We start from the raw sequence: 14,656 nt of genomic DNA, 5'->3' as shown, positions 1-14,656 counted from the left end.
ACCGGTGTGACACGGGTGCGGGACCCGCCGGTGGTACCCGGCCGACATGACAGTCTGTCAACAGGACGACGGATTCGATCAAGGGGGCCGGTCGGAGGTCACCTGCCGCCCGTGAAGGAGCGGGCCGGGACGAACACCTCGTGGCCGGTCGGGAAACGGACGCGCACCCCGGAATCCGTCCACGTGGTCGACTCGATCCCGTCCGCACCCAAAGCGGTGTCCACGTCCACCCAGTGCCCGTAGGAGGCACCCGGAGACCTGCCGATCACCATCCTGTACGAGTGGCGCCCCGCCAGGTCGTAGCGGTGAACCAGCGTCAGGAAGTAGGGGAGCGGGCCGTCGTAGACCACGGACGGAGGAGAACTGCTGCGATGGGTCACCTCGGTCCGGGGCCACCACAGCACGGTCATCACCGCGACGGTCAGCACCACGCCCGCCGCGCAACCGAGCAGCGCCCTGCCCCATCCGCCCGACCGCGGGGTCCGTACGGTCCGACTCGGCCGGTCGGCGGTGAACGTCCTGATGATGCCCCTCCAGGCTCGGTGTCCGCTCCGGGCCCGGAGGCAGCACGGAGTCGGCTCTGCGAGTAGGACGCGTGATCGGACCGATCGGTTGTGGCGCGGCCCCGCGCAGTTGCGGTGCGGGGCCCGCGTACGGGTGGCCGGGCGGACGGCGTGTACGGCGGTCCGCCGGCTCATCGGCTCATCGGCTCATAGGCCCATCGACTCATCGGCCGGGGACGCAGCCCGCGTTTCGATGAGCGCGGGCTCCACAACGCCGTTCTACCCTTCAGACCCATCGCCCCGAAGCAAACGGCAGAATACGGTGGGATCAGCAGATGACGGACAAGGCGCCGACTCTTGACTTCGGACCCCAGGCCCGGGTCGTGGCCCGTCTGGTGGCGGGCGTCCCGGACCACCTGCTCGCCGCCCCGACCCCCTGCCCCGACTACTCGGTCCGGGACCTGCTGGCCCACCTCGCCGGCCTCGCCGTGGCCTTCCGCGACGCCGCCCGCAAACACCTGGGCCCCACCACCGACACCGCCCCCGACGCGGCAAGGCCCACCCTGCCCGGCCGCTGGCGCGAGGAACTCCCCCAGGTGCTGGACGAACTCGCCGGGGCGTGGAACGACCCGGCCGCCTGGACCGGCATGACCCGCGCCGGCGGCATCGACCTGCCCGGTGGCGTCGCGGCCGCGGTGGCCGCCGACGAACTGGTCATCCACGGCTGGGACCTGGCCCGCGCCACCGGCCAGGAGTACGCACCCGACCAGGCCGCGCTGCACACCGCGTACGCGTTCCTGCTGGCGGCCGTCGACGACGAGGGCCGCGCCGGCATCTTCGGCCCGGTGGTGCCCGTACCGGACGACGCCCCGCTGCTGGACCGGGCAGTCGGCCTGAGCGGACGCGATCCGGCCTGGACGCCGCCGCCGTCCCCGTGACAGCGCCACCGGCCCCGGCAACCGGTCGTCCCCAAGCGCAAGCGCGAAGCCCTGCCGCCCCGGACGGCCGCGCGGAAGCCGGCCCGCTACCAGCGGCAGATGGCCCGGCGCCGCACGCCGAAGAACCGGCCCGACACCGCCGGATACCGGAAGGCCCGCGCCCGGGCGGCGAAGGTCTCGAAGAAGATCGCCAGGCAGCGGCAGGACACGGCCCGCACGTGGGCCAAGTCTGTCGTCCGTGAACTCTGCCCGCGTGATGCTCGTCCGGGCCGGCCTCAACCCGGCTGGTGCTGATCTTGTAAGAGCTGTCCCCTGCCAGGGGACAGCCGAGGTGAGCTGGGAATCCCCGCCCTCAGGACGGGGAGGAGGTCAAACCTGTACGAGTCCCTCGACGAGCACGAGCACCCCGATCGCGGCGATGACGACGGCCATGACGGCGGCGGCGTTGCGCTCCAGCAGGCTGCGGGCCCGGGCGAGCGGCCCCACGACACGCTCCCCGAGGACGAGGCGCAGCAGAACGGGAAGGACCACCGTGGCTGCGGCGCAGGCCGTGAACAGGGCCACGGCCGCCACCGCACCCGCCGGGGTCGGGGCCGGCTCCTCGGTCGCGACCGCGATGCCCGCCGCGGCGGACAGCAGGAAGACCTTCGGGTTGCACAGGGACAGCAGCAGCCCGAGCCGGAACGCCCGGCCCGGCGTGGCGCCCGCCAGCAGCCGCATCCAGCCGGGAGCCGCCTTGCCGTGCCGCACCAGCCACTGCCGGATCCCCACCGCGACCAGGAGCGCGCCGAACCCGATCCGCACCCAGGCCGTCCAGGAGTGCCCTCCCTCCAGCCGCTGGACGAGCGGGGTCAGTGCCACGCACACCGACACCGGCACGGCGACCCCGGCCACCCAGCCGGCCAGGAAGGCCCCACCGGCCGCATGGGCCCTCGGGGCGAACTGCATGAAGAGCGCGGGGATGAGGGTGAACGGCGAGAGCGCGATCACCGCGGCGAAGAGAAGGACCTCCGCGGTCACCGCCGGCTCCCGTCCTTGATTGCGCCGGGCCCGCGCCCGTACCCGTAGGCTCTGAGGACGATCCGGAGCGCAGCGGACGGAGGCTTGAGGGGATTGCCGGACGAGAGCGAGGCGAGGCGGCTCGCGGAGGAGTTCGGGCGCGGCCGGACCGCCCGGTGGGATGAATGGGCCTTCGAGCTCAGCCGGTGGGAGGTTCCGGACCTGACCGGAACGTTCGCCTTCAGCTGGTATCCCACGGCGAAGAACGAGCGGGGGCGGCCGATCCGCGTCGGCGGGAACTGGCCCATCCTCGTGGACCGGAACACCGGCGCTTGCCGGCTCGTACAGGGCCCGACCGAGTTCTCGGCCCTCCTGGACCGAGCACGGGCGCGCGAGGCCCGCCGGCCGCCGGGGGGACCGGGTACCGGCCCGGGGGAGGGTACCGGCCCGGGCGGCTGAACGCCGGGCACTACCTCAGCCCGGGCCGCGACCACGGCGCGTCGGGGTCGGCGGACTCCGGCCGGAGCCCGATTTCGTGGAGCGCGTTGACCGTCATCATGGCCGTGAACATCGCATTGGGGTTGGCACCGCCACCTCCCAGCGCGGCAGCGGCCTCCGCGTAACCGCTCGCGAAGTCCGCCGCCCGGACCTCCCTCCCCTCCCCGGCCAGCCTCAGGGCCGCCGCCTGCAGTGCGGTGGCCTGTTCCAGCAGCCCGTCCAGGTCGGCCGCCGCCTCCGGGCCACGGCGCACGGCGAAGGTGTGGCCGTCGGTGAGGAGTCCGGCCGAGCCCTCCTCCAGGAGGAGCGCGACGGCACCGAGCACGGTCTGGATCTTGAGCTGGTCGGCGTCGGCCATCGCCCCGCAGGCTCCGTTGCCCTCGTCGGACAGGTGCAGGACGCCGCAGTCCCTCAGGTGCACGATCACGTGTCCGGCCGTGTGGCCCTGGCTGCGCAGGACGCGGACCGCACCGTCCGCGAAGGTCCACCCGGTGAACCGGACCGAGCCGATCCGGACCACCTCCAGCGGCAGCTCCTCGAAGGTCCGGGTCGTCGCGCCGAAGGGCCGCATCGGCCGGAAGACCGACAGCAGCGTGTCCGCCAGCACGGGCGGTGCGGGCAGCGAGCCCAGCCCGCCGATGCGCTCGAAGGACCGAACCCAGTACGACGCCGGGTCCCGCATCTGGTCGAGGTCGGGCGCCGGTACGTAGTGCTCGACCGGCACCCCCAGCTCGTCGGCCAGATCGTTGTTGCCGACGTGGTCGACGTGGCCGTGCGTGGTCAGCACCAGTGCCCGGGACCAGGACCCGACCCGGCCCGTCGCCTCGCGCAGTGCCGCACGGAAGGGCTCCGTGACCCCGGTGTCGACCAGCACCAGGGTGTCGCCGGCCCGGTGTACGAGAGCGTTGGCGACATCCGGCCGGCCGTGCTCGACGTCCAGCTCCTGCCCGAGGACCAGCACGGTCCTGTCGTCGATCCCGACGAGGTCACCGAGCGCGGCCATGGTTCCTCCCGCAGTCCCGTCCGGATCCGCCCCGCCGCGGCACCACCGGCACCGGGAAACGGGCACGGGCCTCCACATCCCAGGCTGACCCACCCCTGAAGGCTCTGCAAACAGACCCCCGTTCCCCCGTCCGGTCGACACCCCGGACCCGGTCGGAGACGATGGACTGACTGCTGCCGGTCCACGCGAAGCCGTACCGGACAGCGCGGGCCACGAGCCGTTTCCCCAGGAGCCCTGCCGAGGAGTGCCACCATGCGCCGACGCGCACGCACCTCCGCCGCCGCCGCCCTGATCGCGCTGGGCGTCTCGGCGCTCGCCGCATCGCCGACGGCGGCGTACGCCGCCCGACCCTCCGCCGCACCTGCTGCGGCCTGCACCGTGTCCGCCGCAGACTCGGCGGACCGGGTCACCGTCGCGGGCCAGGGGTTCACACCGGGGCAGGCCCGACTGTCCTCGCCGCGCGGAGGCACGACGTCCTTCAACGTCCCGGACGGCGGCACCTTCCGGATCGGGAACAAGCCGGACGACAGGTACGCGGTCACCCAGGGCGGCGGCACCACCGTGTGCACGGGAGGTACGAAGCCGACCACCACACCGGGCACGACCTACAAGGCGGGCCTCATCGGGGGCTGGGACGCCGTACGCGCCAACTGCGACGCCAAACCCCCGGCCTCGGCCAACAAGGCGTTCTCGGACGGCTGGGCCAAGGGCGCGTCCGTGGCCAAGGACGTCTTCTGCGGGTGAACGGGCACGTCCTGTCGGATTGTAGGATCGGCGCCCGTGACAGAGATCGACTACGGGCAGTTCCACGAGTGGCTCGAACAGGCACGCGCGGCGAACACGGCCAACACGGCCAACACCACCGACTCCGACGCGAGATGGGAGCTGCTGCGCAGGTTCCAGGAGGAATGGGGGTACCAGCCCGCTCCCGAGGAGCCCAAGCCGTACGTCAGCCGCCTGGGGGCGGCGGACCCCCAGGTGCCGGACGAGGACGAGGACGAGGACGAAGCCGAAGCCGAAGCCGATGCCGGCGCGGACGGCCCGCAGGACGTGGACCCGTCGCTGGCGGTGCCCGCCGCCCTGTCCGAGTGGTGGGGCCTGTCCTTCAACTCCTTCGCGGACCGGCCGGAGGTCTACGAGACCAACCCGGTCTGGCCGCCCACCGTCCGCCCCGACCCCACCGGCTACGGAGTGGCCGGCGGGCTGCCCGAGGGCAATGCGTTCGCAGGCCCCGAAGAGGACCTGCGCGTCTGTGTGTTCATGGCCGAGAACCAGTACTGCAACGAGTGGGGTTACGCCGCCGCCCGCGCCGGCCTCGCCGACCCGCAGGTGCTGGTCTCCGGGCTGGACGAGGAGGGCAGGCCGACCTGGGTGCTCCAGAGCCACTCGGTCTCCGAGTTCTTCCTCCAGCTGGCCGTCACCCGGCTGCCCGCCGACCACGGGTGGATGGTCGAGGAGGGCGTGGCGGACCCCGGGGTGGCGGACCGCGTCCGGGCCTCGCTCCGGCCGATGGGCTTCCTGCCGTGGCTCGAACTCGGCGCCCACACGGAGTACTTCGGCGGCCTCGACGTGATCGTCGCGCTCAACAGCGGCTACGGCGACTCCGAACTCGTCGCCTACGGCCGCACCGCCGAGGCCATGGAGCGGCTCGCGGAGACGCTCGGCCTCGACTGGACGGATTGGCTCTCCGACGTGTGAGGTCCTCGGTGATCCGCTCTCCTCCACGGGCCGCCTGGGGGAGAGTGGGTCCATGGTTCACGTACTGGGCAGCAGGATGCTGCTGCGTCCCACCGACCCCGACCGTTCCCGCGCCTTCTACGGCGGCACCCTCGGTCTCGCCGTCCACCGCGAATTCGGCACCGGACCGGAGCGCGGCACCGTCTACTTCCTCGGCGGCGGGTTCCTGGAGCTGTCCGGCCGCGGTGATGCCCCGCCCGGGCCGGGACTGCGGCTGTGGCTCCAGGTGGAGGACGTGCACGAGGCGCACCGGGAGCTCCTCGCCCGCGGCGCCGAGGTGCTGCGGCCACCCCGGCAGGAGCCCTGGGGGCTGATCGAGATGTGGATCGCGGACCCCGACGGCGTACGCATCGCCGTCGTGGAGGTGCCGGCGGACCATCCCCTGCGCTTCCGCCCCTGAACCGTCACCCGGCCCGGCCGGCCGCCTCCCGGGAGATCCGCTCGAACTGGGCGCCCATGGCCTCGGCCAGCGCATGGGCGGCGGTGAGGGGGCGGACCATGACGGTGAACTCGTCGATCTTCCCGTCGTCGTCGAAGTGGAGGAAGTCGCAGCCCTGGATCTGCTTGCCGGCCACGGTGGCGGTGAAGACGAAGGCGTGGTCGCGGCCGTCGGGGTTCGCGATCTCGCGGACGTACCGGAAGTCCTCGAAGACGCGCATCACCGCACGCAGCACCGCTGCGGTGATGGGCTTCCCGGTGTACGGCCTGAAGGCGATCGGGCTGGTGAAGACGACGTCGTCGGCGAGGAGTTCCTCGATCGCGGCGGCGTCCCGGTTCTCGACGGCGGTGCGGAACGGGTGCATGGTCCCCCCTGTTTTTGCAACAAGTTGAATAATGCCTCCCGAGGGTAGACCGCCGGGCCCGATCGGCCAAGACCCCGCCGCGATCAGCCGCGGGCGCCGGCCGGGCCGTCGACGGTGATGCCCAGCCGGTCGGCCACGGCCGCCAGGGTCGAGCCGAGGGGGAGCGCGACCCGGGCGGCGGCGTGCCGGTCGCCCCGCGTCGCGTCCCGGTTGACGATCAGCACCGGCTTTCCGGCCTCGGCCGCCTGGCGGACGAACCGCAGCCCGGACATCACCGTCAGCGACGAGCCCAGGACCAGCAGCGAGTCCGCCCGGCCGACCAGCCCGCGGCAGTGCTCGACCCGCGATGCCGGGACGTTCTCGCCGAAGAACACCACGTCCGGTTTGAGGACACCGCCGCACCGGGAGCAGGGCACCACCCGGAAGTCCCCGACCTGCCCGTCGGTGAGGTCGGCGTCACCGTCCGGGTTCATCCCGCGGGCCACCGGCTCGAAGCCCCGGTTGGCCTCCTCCATCCGCCGGGCGAGTTCGCGGCGCGAACCGGAAGCCCCGCAGGACAGGCACACCACCCGGGCCAGGCTCCCGTGGAGCTCCACCACGCCCTCGCTGCCGGCGGCCTGGTGCAGCCCGTCCACGTTCTGCGTGATCACCCCGGCGAGCAGCCCGTGCCGCTCGAACGCGGCCACCGCCCGGTGCCCGGTGTTGGGCCGCGCCCGGCCGAACGTACGCCAGCCGAGGTGGCTGCGCGCCCAGTAACGGCGGCGCGCACCCGCGCTCGCCGTGAAGTCCTGGTAGGTCATCGGAGTGTGCCGGCTCAGGCTCCCGCCTTCGCCCCGGTAGTCGGGGATCCCCGACTCGGTGGAAATCCCCGCCCCGGTGAGCACCAGGACGCCTCCGGCCCCCAGCGCGTCGGCCACCGGCCCCGGATCCGTCGTCGCCGGCGGCAGGTCCTCGGGAGGGGTCCAGCTCAGGGTGGGCCGCATACGCATGCGTCCAGAGTACGGAACGCACGGCCCCGGCCACGGTGCCGCCGGGGACCGGAGGGGAAATCCGGGGCACCCGGTCAGCGGGTGTCGCGCAGCCCGATCACGTACGCCGCGGTGAGCGCAACGGTCCGGTCCTCGTCCCGGGACAGCTCCGCCAGAGCACGTGCCGCCGTGTCCCCGGGGATGTCCGCCAGCGCCTGGGCCAGCCGCTGCCGCTGCCGCAGCCGGGCGGGGGACCCGGCGGTGCCGTTGCCGAGGCGGTCGACCAGCCCGGCGGCGATCCGGTCCGCCAGCACGGGGTCACGCGCCAGGGCGCTCAGGGCGTCGGCCGCATCGACGTCGTTCGCCTCCTCCACGACCATCTCGATCAGCTCCGGAACCGCGTCGGCCACCTCCCGCGCCCCGAGCGCCAGAGCCGCACTCCTGCGGACCACGACGTCGTGGTCGGCGAGGGCGTCCACCAGCAGCACGGTCGCGTCCCGCTCCGGCACCTCGGCGACGGCCTGGACGGCGCGCCTGCGGACCTCGGCCACCGGAGATCCCAGACCCTCCGCCAGCAGAACCAGCCCGGCACCGCCCGACTGCGCCAGGGCCCAGCGAAGGGCACCGGCGACGATCGGATCCGCCTCGCTCAGCGTCGCCTCCACCAGCGCCTCCACCGGCACCGAACCCCCCTCGCCCGCGGACAGCGCCGCGCGCTGGCGCTTCCCCGGGCTTTCCGATCCCAGCGCATGCAGGAGTGCGACGGCCTGCAGCACGTCCTCCCAGCCCGCGGGCCCGGCGGCATCGATCCGCCGGAGCCGGGTGAGCAGCTCGGTCTCCGTGGCGATGCGTTCCCGGGCCTGCCGGATCAGGTCGTCGATGAGCTCCGAAGGCCTGAAACCGGGATCCTCCAGCGCCCGTGCGACCTCGCGCAGCGACAGCCCCAGGGAACGCAGGCTCTCGATGTGGAAGATCCGCCGGATGTCCTCCTCGGAGTACTCCCGGTAGCCGGCCCCGGTACGCCCCGTCGGCCGCAGCAGGCCGAGCGACTCGTAGTGCCTGAGCATGCGCGCACTGACCCCGGACCGCCGTGCCACGTCGCCGATCAACACCGTCCGTCACTCCTCCCGGCCGGGCGGACCCACGGCCACGATCCGCTTGGCCTCCTCGATCGCGAACTCGAACCCGACATCCGGGTCCCGCGACATCCTCTCCGTGGCGATCGCGTGCCGGCGCACCCCGGGAACCCCCGACGCCATCGCGGCGCGCACGGCCGGCCCCGCCGCCTCGCCGAGTGCGATCAACGCCCGGCTCAGACTCATCTGCGTCTCGCGACCGCCGCGCCCCAGCTGCGTGGCCATGGCCTCCGCCAACCCGGCCTCTCCGCCCTCGGGCACCAGCACCACCGCGGTCCGCCAGGCGCTCCGTGCCACCGCGTCGTCGGCGTCGGTCAGCAGCGCCCGGGTGATGGCCGGCCACGCCCGCCGGTCCCCGACCTTGGACAAGGTGTGCAGGGCCTGGCTCCGTGCCTGCGCACGGTCCGAACGGAGCACCTCGACGAGCCTGGGCACCGTCACCGCGGACGGGTGGCGGGTCAGCGCCCACGTCAGCATGTCCCGTACGAAGAACTCCGGCTCGACGGCGCACCGCTCGATCAGCACGTCGACGGAACGGGGGTCCGCGGCCGTGCCGACCTCCATGGCCGCCCGCAGCCGCACCGACGCACTACCGCTCTCCAGAGCCCGTACCGCTTCCGTTTCCCCTTCCCGCATACCCATCGGGACCACCTCCTTGCCGACAGCGAAGACCCTGCCACCGTGTCAAGGTCAAGCGTGTCGAGGCCGAGTGGCCACGGCGGACCGGGCAGGGGGAGAACGGCCCACGGCCGCGGCGGACGCCCACGGGGCACCCGCCACGGCCGTGGCGGTTCACTGCAGAACGGTCACCCGGAAACGCTCAGAGTGCGGGCGGCGCCGGCGGGATCGCCTCGGCCGGGCTGACCGGCGGCGCGATCCGCTGCGGGGCGATCGTGGTCGGCACGAGGTCCTTGTGGACGGCCTTGGCGATGGCCTGGATGGTGGCGACCCCGTAGTCCATCGTGCTGTTGTCCTGGGTCAGCACCGTCATGTAGTAGTCGTGCCCGCCGCCCTGGAAGGCGCCGACGCTGTGCACCCGCCAGCCGTTCGTGGCGCGCGGCAGCCAGCCGTTCTTCACGTGCACCTTCACGGTGGACGGCGCACCCGCCGGCGTGCCCCAGCGCTGCGAGGAGACGACCTGGTTCATCAGCTTGAGGATGTAGGCCCGGGAGTTGTCGCTGAGCACCGTGTTCTTCGCGGTGATGAGCTGCAGCAGGCGCTGCTCGTCCTGGACGGTGATCCGGGTGAGCCCCCAGTAGCCGTCCGCACCGGGCACGGTGTGCGTCATGCCGGCCGCCGTGAGGAAGCCCTTGATCTTCGTCATGCCGAGCTGGCGCCACAGCGCGGTCGTGGCGTTGTTGTCGGACTTGGTGATCATCGCGGTCGCCAGGTCCACCTCACGCTGCGTGAGGTAGCGGTTCGTCTTCTTGGCGTCCCACAGCAGGGCCGACAGGACGGTCACCTTCACGACGCTGGCCGAGTCGTAGGAGGACGTCGCCCGGAAGGTGCAGGTGGTCTTCGTGGCGCGGTCGTACAGCCCGATCGAGATCGTTCCCTTGCGGTTCGCCATGGCGGCCGTGATGTCCTTCTGGAGCTTCGCGGCGAGCCCGGCCTTGGCCGACGTACAGGTGACCGTCGGCGCGGCAGCGGTCGCGGCCGAGGCGGGTACGGCGGCGGCGAGCGGTACGAGTACCCCGGCCGCGAGACCGGCGGACAGCGTGCGGGCGCGCCGGGATATCCGGTGAGTCATTGGAGGCTTCCCATCCCCTTTTGATGCCGAGCGAGTGCAATCGCGCCCGCTCCACCGACATGACTCACCGGTCGTTCAAAAGGTTGCACGAAATCCGAAACTTCGTTCCTGGACCGCGCGGGACCCGGACGGGCAGCCGGTACGGCCGGTCCCGGCGGTACGGCGGTCCCAGCGGCACGGCGGGGCGGGGTGTCGCGATGCGGCATCATCAAGGGATGTCTGATCGCATCATCGCCGCCTGCGACGGGGCGGCCAAGGGAAACCCGGGCCCGGCCGGCTGGGCGTGGGTCATCGCCGACTCCGAGGGCCGCCCCGAGCGCTGGGAGGCCGGTCCGCTGGGCCACGCCACCAACAACGTCGGTGAACTCACCGCCCTCCGGCGCCTGCTGGAAGCCGTGGCGCCGGGCACCGCCGTCCAGGTGCGGATGGACTCGCAGTACGCCATGAAGGCCGTCACCCAGTGGCTTCCGAACTGGAAGCGCAACGGCTGGAAGACCGCCGCCGGCAAGCCCGTGGCCAACCGCGAGCTGGTGGAGAGCATCGACGAACTGCTCGCGGCCCGCGACGTCGAGTTCCGGTACGTCCCCGCCCACCGGGAGGACGGCGACCACCTCAACGCCATCGCCGACGTGGCCGCCAGTGACGCGGCCGCGACCCAGCAGCCCGCCGGCACCGCCCTGGGAGCCGCCGACATCCCCGCACCCGCCCCGGAACGCACCACCCCGAGCCGCCGCAAACCGGACTCCGCGCGCGCCCGCAAGACCTCCGCCGCGTCCACCCCGGGCACCGGCTCACCGACCCTGAAGGCGAAGTTCAAGGGCACCTGCCCCTGTGGCCGCCCCTATGCCGTCGGAGAGTCGATCACCAAGGTGGGCACCCGCTGGGGCCACCCCGACTGCCGCCCCGCCTCCTGACTCCCGCCCCCCACACCGGCTACGCCGGCAGCGGTTCCAGGGCCGCGTGCCAGGCGGGGGGCAGGGCGGAGACACCCGTGCGGGCGGCGATCACCCCGCCCGCCACGGCACAGGTGGTGTCGATGTCGCCGCGCCCGCGGACCGTCGCCCACAATCCCTCCTCCAGGTCGTCGAGATGCCCCGCCGCGCACCACAGGGCGAACGGCACGGTGTCGGGACCGGACATCCGGTAGCCGGAGCCCAGCACCTCCGCCGCGTGCCGGACCGAGGTGCGCTCCGGCATCCGGGCCGCGATCCGCACCCCCGACCGGACGTCGCTTTCGGGAAGCCGCTCGGCGACCGCCCTGAGGAAGTCCGGCCGGGCCGGCGCGGGCCCGCCCCGGCTGCGGGTCGCCAGGGCCGCGGCGAGGGCGACCGCCACCGCCCCGGCGACCGCTTCCGGATGGTGGTGCGAGACCACGCTCTGCCGAACGGCCTGCTCGGCGACCACGTCCAGGTCGGCGGCGTGCCAGGCGCCGAGCGGAGCGGCGCGCATCGCTGCGCCGTTGCCCCAGGAACCCTGCCCGCCGAACTGGCCGGCCACGACCTCCCGCCAGGACTCGCCCGCGCCGATCCGGCGGAGCACGTCGTGCATCGAGGCCCCGTACCCCCGGTACGCGTCATCGGCGTACGCCGCCGCGAACCGCAGGGCGAGGCGGTCCTGATCGACGACGCCGGCGCCTTCGGCGAGTTCCCGCACCAGAACGAGCGCCTGGGCGGTGTCATCGGTCCACCGCCACGGCGACTCCGGGGGTGGCGTCCGCTCGTCCAGGGGCGTCCGACCCTCCCGGCGCAGGATCCCGAACCAGCGGTCGCCGAAAGCGTCACCGAAGGCGAGGCCGTACAACGAGTCGCGAACGGGAGGAGGCAGGTCGATCATCGGGGAAGTCTCGCAGCGTGACCGCACCCCTGCACGCCGATTTCGGATCGCACCGGCCCCGGGACGTCCCGGGGCCGGGACGTCCGGCCCCGGACACACCGGCGCCCCGCCACCGCAGGGACGGTGACGGGGCGCCGGGGAGCGAGCCGGGCCGGGACCGGGCGGAAGCCCCGGGCCCCGCTCAGCCCCGGTGCGCCGTGCGCTCCGCGAGCCAGCCGGCCATGCCGCGTACGCCCACGCCGATGGCCCGCTCGTCCGGGGAGAAGGCCGGGTAGTGCGGGAAGGCGGTGTCGATCGGGGCGCCCGGGGTGCGCACGCCGAGGAAGCTGTACGTCCCGGGGATCTTCTTCAGGAAGAGGCTGTAGTCCTCGCCGTTGAACGGGAACGCGGCGTGCAGGGTGGTCACCGAGCGGGGGCCGAGGCGGTGGCGCAGGTGCCGTGCCAGGGCGCGCGCGTCGTCCTCGGGGCAGACGAGGGCGGGGAAGGGCTGATCGTTGCGGAAGGTGACGGTGGCGTCGGGGAAGGTGCGGGCGAGGCTGCGGATCCGCTCGCGGACCTCGGACCACCGGTCCTCCGGCCAGCACCGGTAGACGGCACGCAGCGCGCTCCGGCCCTCTGCCGCGTCCATGGGCAGTGCCCTGGTGACGAGGAACTCGGCGAGCGGACCGTTCGGCGTGCGCACCTGGTCCACGAGCCGTTCCAGGTCGGCGTTGTCCTTGGGGAAGGGCACGGTGCCCAGGGCCTCGTAGGCAGCCCCGAAGGCGGCGGCCGTGGCGACGTGGTCGGGGCCGCCGAAGGTGACGGTGGCCGCGTCCTGCCCGGGCAGGCCCACGCCGGGGGTGACCGCGAAGGTGCCGACGGGGAACGGGCCGCAGTGCAGGGCGTGGATCTCCCGCGGCCGGTACCTGTCGAGGACGCCGGCCCCGATCATCGCGGCGGCTCCCGTGAGCGCCTCCTCGGCCGGCTGGAAGAAGAAGACGACCGTGCCGGCGAGGCGGTGGCGCAGCCCGGCGAGGACCTCGGCGACCCCGATGCCGATGGTGGCGTGCAGGTCGTGTCCGCACGCGTGTACCGGGTCCGCCGGGGGCGGATCGGTCTGGACCCCGTTGCCGGGTACGGCGTCCACATCGGCCCGGTAGGCGACGGTACGGCCGGGCAGGGCGCCGCGCAGCACGGCGACGACGCCGTACCCGGCCACGTCCTTCTCCACCACCAGTCCGGCGGCGCCCAGCCGGGCCGCGATGACGCCGGCGACGTGCTTCTCGTTTCCGGCCGTCTGCGGGTTGTCGTACAGGTCGCGCCGCACCGCGATCAGGTCGGCGTCGAGGCGGGCGGCGGCCGCCTCGACGGCGGCCTGGTCGATACGGGCCCGCCCGGCGCCGTGCCCGCTCGCGTGGGCGGTGCCGCCCACGGCGAGTGAGGTGGCGATGCCGGCCGCGGCACCCAGGACCACCCGGCGACCGGGATCGGACCCGGACCCGTGGTTCTCGCTCATTTGTGTTCCCCCTGACACTGAAGATCCTGCTGTCTGACGATCCGTCAACCACGCCTGTGGGGACGGGTGAAGGACAGCATTGACCATCGGTGATCATGAGGCAACTGGAGGTGAAACCTCCGTACGAGCCCGCTCCGACGGAGGCGGGCGGTCCGGCTACCGGCGGGTCCGCGCAGGACCAAGCAGCCCCTGCGGCAGGTACTCCGAGAGCGAGTCGGTGAGGGCCGACGGGTCCCCGGACCAGTCGCGGAGCAGGTTCAGCGGGTGGCGGGGCACGGGCACCGGATCGGTGCTCCCCAGCCGCCCCGCCACGTCCTGCCGCAACTTCGGCAGCAGCGCGTAGAGCGCGTCGCCCGGGCAGGCCGTGCTGTTGAAGTCCCTGTGCCCGTAGATCTCGGAGGCCGGCACGCCGTACTGCCGGCAGATGTGTGCGCACAGGTCGGCGAGGGCGGAGAACTGCGCCTCCGGAGGCTGCTCCGTCACATACGTCCCCTCGTTCTCGATGCCGATGGCCACGCTGTTCTGGCCGACGCAGTGGGCGGCCCGTACCAGCCGGTCCCCGGAGTTCAGCGCGGCGAGGCTGTGGTGGCGGCCTTCCAGGACGAAGGCGCCCCGGCTGATGGTGAAGTGCTGACCGGTGTCGATCCAGCCCTGCAGGTCCATGTGGTACGTCTGGATGGCGCGGGCCAGCTCATGGGCCCGTTCCTGCGAGTAGTCGGTGACGTTGGCCGTGGCCGTGTGGTGGACGACGATCCGCTCGGGGCGCGAGGCGAGGACGACGACGGACTCGGACGCCTCGCGTGCGCCCCAGCCGGCGCACCCGGTGATCTCGGGCACGGCAGAGCCGTCCAGCCCCGGGAACGACCCCGGGCCGGCGGTGGCGGCCCGGGCCCGGGAGGCGCCGGCGGTGGGCAGGACGGTGGCGGCTCCGAGCGCGAGCGCGGCGGAGACCAGAGCCCGGCGCGAGAGCCGGGCGGACGGGGTGAACGTCAT

The 14,656-nt window shown here is 73.3% G+C and carries 18 protein-coding genes; 6 read left to right on the top strand and 12 right to left on the bottom strand.

The features are described 5' to 3' along the window. Positions 1-98: 98 nt before the first annotated feature. Positions 99-431 (bottom strand): hypothetical protein, encoded by a 333-nt coding sequence (locus tag AB0O36_RS14605; RefSeq protein WP_365109135.1) that lies wholly within the window; start codon positions 429-431, stop codon positions 99-101. A 407-nt stretch (positions 432-838) separates the two neighbouring features. Between AB0O36_RS14605 and AB0O36_RS14600 the strand changes: the two genes are divergently transcribed. Then, complete coding sequence (locus AB0O36_RS14600) at positions 839-1,441, top strand: TIGR03086 family metal-binding protein (RefSeq protein WP_365109132.1); 603 nt, start codon at positions 839-841, stop codon at positions 1,439-1,441. A gap of 86 nt (positions 1,442-1,527) precedes the next feature. On the opposite strand, the gene AB0O36_RS14595 is transcribed toward AB0O36_RS14600, so the two are convergent. Continuing rightward, complete coding sequence (locus tag AB0O36_RS14595; RefSeq protein ID WP_365109129.1) at positions 1,528-1,668, bottom strand: hypothetical protein; 141 nt, start codon at positions 1,666-1,668, stop codon at positions 1,528-1,530. Between the two features lie 142 nt (positions 1,669-1,810). After that, complete coding sequence (locus AB0O36_RS14590) at positions 1,811-2,461, bottom strand: GAP family protein (protein ID WP_365109127.1); 651 nt, start codon at positions 2,459-2,461, stop codon at positions 1,811-1,813. Positions 2,462-2,545: 84 nt separating this feature from the next. Between AB0O36_RS14590 and AB0O36_RS14585 the strand changes: the two genes are divergently transcribed. Beyond that, positions 2,546-2,899, top strand: coding sequence for a hypothetical protein (locus tag AB0O36_RS14585; protein WP_365109124.1), 354 nt, complete (start codon positions 2,546-2,548; stop codon positions 2,897-2,899). A 10-nt stretch (positions 2,900-2,909) separates the two neighbouring features. Here the strand turns inward: AB0O36_RS14585 and AB0O36_RS14580 are convergent, their stop codons facing one another. Then, the gene (locus AB0O36_RS14580) at positions 2,910-3,941 is read right to left on the bottom strand and encodes an MBL fold metallo-hydrolase (protein WP_365109122.1); all 1,032 of its coding nucleotides are present in this window, start codon (positions 3,939-3,941) and stop codon (positions 2,910-2,912) included. A gap of 252 nt (positions 3,942-4,193) precedes the next feature. On the opposite strand from AB0O36_RS14580, the gene AB0O36_RS14575 reads away from it, so the two are divergent. The 3 genes from AB0O36_RS14575 to AB0O36_RS14565 are packed head-to-tail and all read left to right on the top strand — an operon-like array spanning position 4,194 to position 6,078. Next, positions 4,194-4,685 carry a hypothetical protein gene (locus AB0O36_RS14575; protein ID WP_365109119.1) on the top strand — a complete coding sequence of 164 codons (492 nt, stop codon included), beginning with the start codon at positions 4,194-4,196 and terminating at the stop codon, positions 4,683-4,685. Between the two features lie 36 nt (positions 4,686-4,721). After that, a complete protein-coding gene (locus AB0O36_RS14570) occupies positions 4,722-5,639 on the top strand; it encodes a hypothetical protein (RefSeq protein ID WP_365109116.1) in 918 nt (305 codons plus the stop codon). Positions 5,640-5,691: 52 nt separating this feature from the next. Next, positions 5,692-6,078, top strand: a complete 387-nt coding sequence (locus AB0O36_RS14565) for a glyoxalase superfamily protein (RefSeq protein WP_365109113.1) — start codon at positions 5,692-5,694, stop codon at positions 6,076-6,078. Positions 6,079-6,082: 4 nt separating this feature from the next. Here AB0O36_RS14565 and AB0O36_RS14560 read toward each other — a convergent pair whose 3' ends face one another. The 5 genes from AB0O36_RS14560 to AB0O36_RS14540 all read right to left on the bottom strand — a co-directional run bounded on the left by AB0O36_RS14560 (position 6,083) and on the right by AB0O36_RS14540 (position 10,335). Beyond that, positions 6,083-6,481, bottom strand: coding sequence for a nuclear transport factor 2 family protein (locus AB0O36_RS14560; protein WP_365109110.1), 399 nt, complete (start codon positions 6,479-6,481; stop codon positions 6,083-6,085). An 83-nt stretch (positions 6,482-6,564) separates the two neighbouring features. Beyond that, on the bottom strand, positions 6,565-7,470 hold the full coding sequence (locus tag AB0O36_RS14555) for an NAD-dependent protein deacetylase (protein WP_365109107.1): 906 nt from the start codon (positions 7,468-7,470) through the stop codon (positions 6,565-6,567). Between the two features lie 74 nt (positions 7,471-7,544). After that, a complete protein-coding gene (locus tag AB0O36_RS14550; protein WP_365109104.1) occupies positions 7,545-8,561 on the bottom strand; it encodes a MerR family transcriptional regulator in 1,017 nt (338 codons plus the stop codon). Between the two features lie 6 nt (positions 8,562-8,567). Next, positions 8,568-9,227: a HEAT repeat domain-containing protein gene (locus AB0O36_RS14545; RefSeq protein ID WP_365109101.1), complete on the bottom strand. Its 660-nt coding sequence runs from the start codon at positions 9,225-9,227 to the stop codon at positions 8,568-8,570. A 178-nt stretch (positions 9,228-9,405) separates the two neighbouring features. Next, positions 9,406-10,335 carry a serine hydrolase gene (locus tag AB0O36_RS14540; protein WP_365109098.1) on the bottom strand — a complete coding sequence of 310 codons (930 nt, stop codon included), beginning with the start codon at positions 10,333-10,335 and terminating at the stop codon, positions 9,406-9,408. 215 nt (positions 10,336-10,550) lie between these two features. Between AB0O36_RS14540 and AB0O36_RS14535 the strand changes: the two genes are divergently transcribed. Further along, on the top strand, positions 10,551-11,249 hold the full coding sequence (locus AB0O36_RS14535) for a ribonuclease H (RefSeq protein ID WP_365109095.1): 699 nt from the start codon (positions 10,551-10,553) through the stop codon (positions 11,247-11,249). 19 nt (positions 11,250-11,268) lie between these two features. Here AB0O36_RS14535 and AB0O36_RS14530 read toward each other — a convergent pair whose 3' ends face one another. The 3 genes from AB0O36_RS14530 to AB0O36_RS14520 all read right to left on the bottom strand — a co-directional run bounded on the left by AB0O36_RS14530 (position 11,269) and on the right by AB0O36_RS14520 (position 14,656). Continuing rightward, positions 11,269-12,168 carry an ADP-ribosylglycohydrolase family protein gene (locus tag AB0O36_RS14530; RefSeq protein WP_365109093.1) on the bottom strand — a complete coding sequence of 300 codons (900 nt, stop codon included), beginning with the start codon at positions 12,166-12,168 and terminating at the stop codon, positions 11,269-11,271. Positions 12,169-12,349: 181 nt separating this feature from the next. Then, positions 12,350-13,663, bottom strand: a complete 1,314-nt coding sequence (locus tag AB0O36_RS14525; RefSeq protein WP_365109090.1) for a M20/M25/M40 family metallo-hydrolase — start codon at positions 13,661-13,663, stop codon at positions 12,350-12,352. A 156-nt stretch (positions 13,664-13,819) separates the two neighbouring features. Then, positions 13,820-14,656: a peptidoglycan recognition family protein gene (locus AB0O36_RS14520; RefSeq protein ID WP_365109088.1), complete on the bottom strand. Its 837-nt coding sequence runs from the start codon at positions 14,654-14,656 to the stop codon at positions 13,820-13,822.

It is taken from the genome of Streptomyces sp. NPDC089799 (assembly GCF_040684755.1).
In the GTDB taxonomy this organism is placed as follows: domain Bacteria; phylum Actinomycetota; class Actinomycetes; order Streptomycetales; family Streptomycetaceae; genus Streptomyces.
The sequence above is the reverse complement of the archived record's forward strand: the minus strand, read 5'-3'. Positions and strand labels throughout refer to the sequence as shown.

Coding starts and splice junctions, on each gene's coding strand:
- AB0O36_RS14525 (WP_365109090.1), bottom strand. CDS start 13,663: ATGAGCGAGAACCACGGGTCCGGGTCCGATCCCGGTCGCCGGGTGGTC.
- AB0O36_RS14555 (WP_365109107.1), bottom strand. CDS start 7,470: ATGCGTATGCGGCCCACCCTGAGCTGGACCCCTCCCGAGGACCTGCCG.
- AB0O36_RS14545 (WP_365109101.1), bottom strand. CDS start 9,227: ATGGGTATGCGGGAAGGGGAAACGGAAGCGGTACGGGCTCTGGAGAGC.
- AB0O36_RS14560 (WP_365109110.1), bottom strand. CDS start 6,481: ATGCACCCGTTCCGCACCGCCGTCGAGAACCGGGACGCCGCCGCGATC.
- AB0O36_RS14580 (WP_365109122.1), bottom strand. CDS start 3,941: ATGGCCGCGCTCGGTGACCTCGTCGGGATCGACGACAGGACCGTGCTG.
- AB0O36_RS14565 (WP_365109113.1), top strand. CDS start 5,692: ATGGTTCACGTACTGGGCAGCAGGATGCTGCTGCGTCCCACCGACCCC.
- AB0O36_RS14575 (WP_365109119.1), top strand. CDS start 4,194: ATGCGCCGACGCGCACGCACCTCCGCCGCCGCCGCCCTGATCGCGCTG.
- AB0O36_RS14535 (WP_365109095.1), top strand. CDS start 10,551: ATGTCTGATCGCATCATCGCCGCCTGCGACGGGGCGGCCAAGGGAAAC.
- AB0O36_RS14530 (WP_365109093.1), bottom strand. CDS start 12,168: ATGATCGACCTGCCTCCTCCCGTTCGCGACTCGTTGTACGGCCTCGCC.
- AB0O36_RS14600 (WP_365109132.1), top strand. CDS start 839: ATGACGGACAAGGCGCCGACTCTTGACTTCGGACCCCAGGCCCGGGTC.
- AB0O36_RS14520 (WP_365109088.1), bottom strand. CDS start 14,656: ATGACGTTCACCCCGTCCGCCCGGCTCTCGCGCCGGGCTCTGGTCTCC.
- AB0O36_RS14540 (WP_365109098.1), bottom strand. CDS start 10,335: ATGACTCACCGGATATCCCGGCGCGCCCGCACGCTGTCCGCCGGTCTC.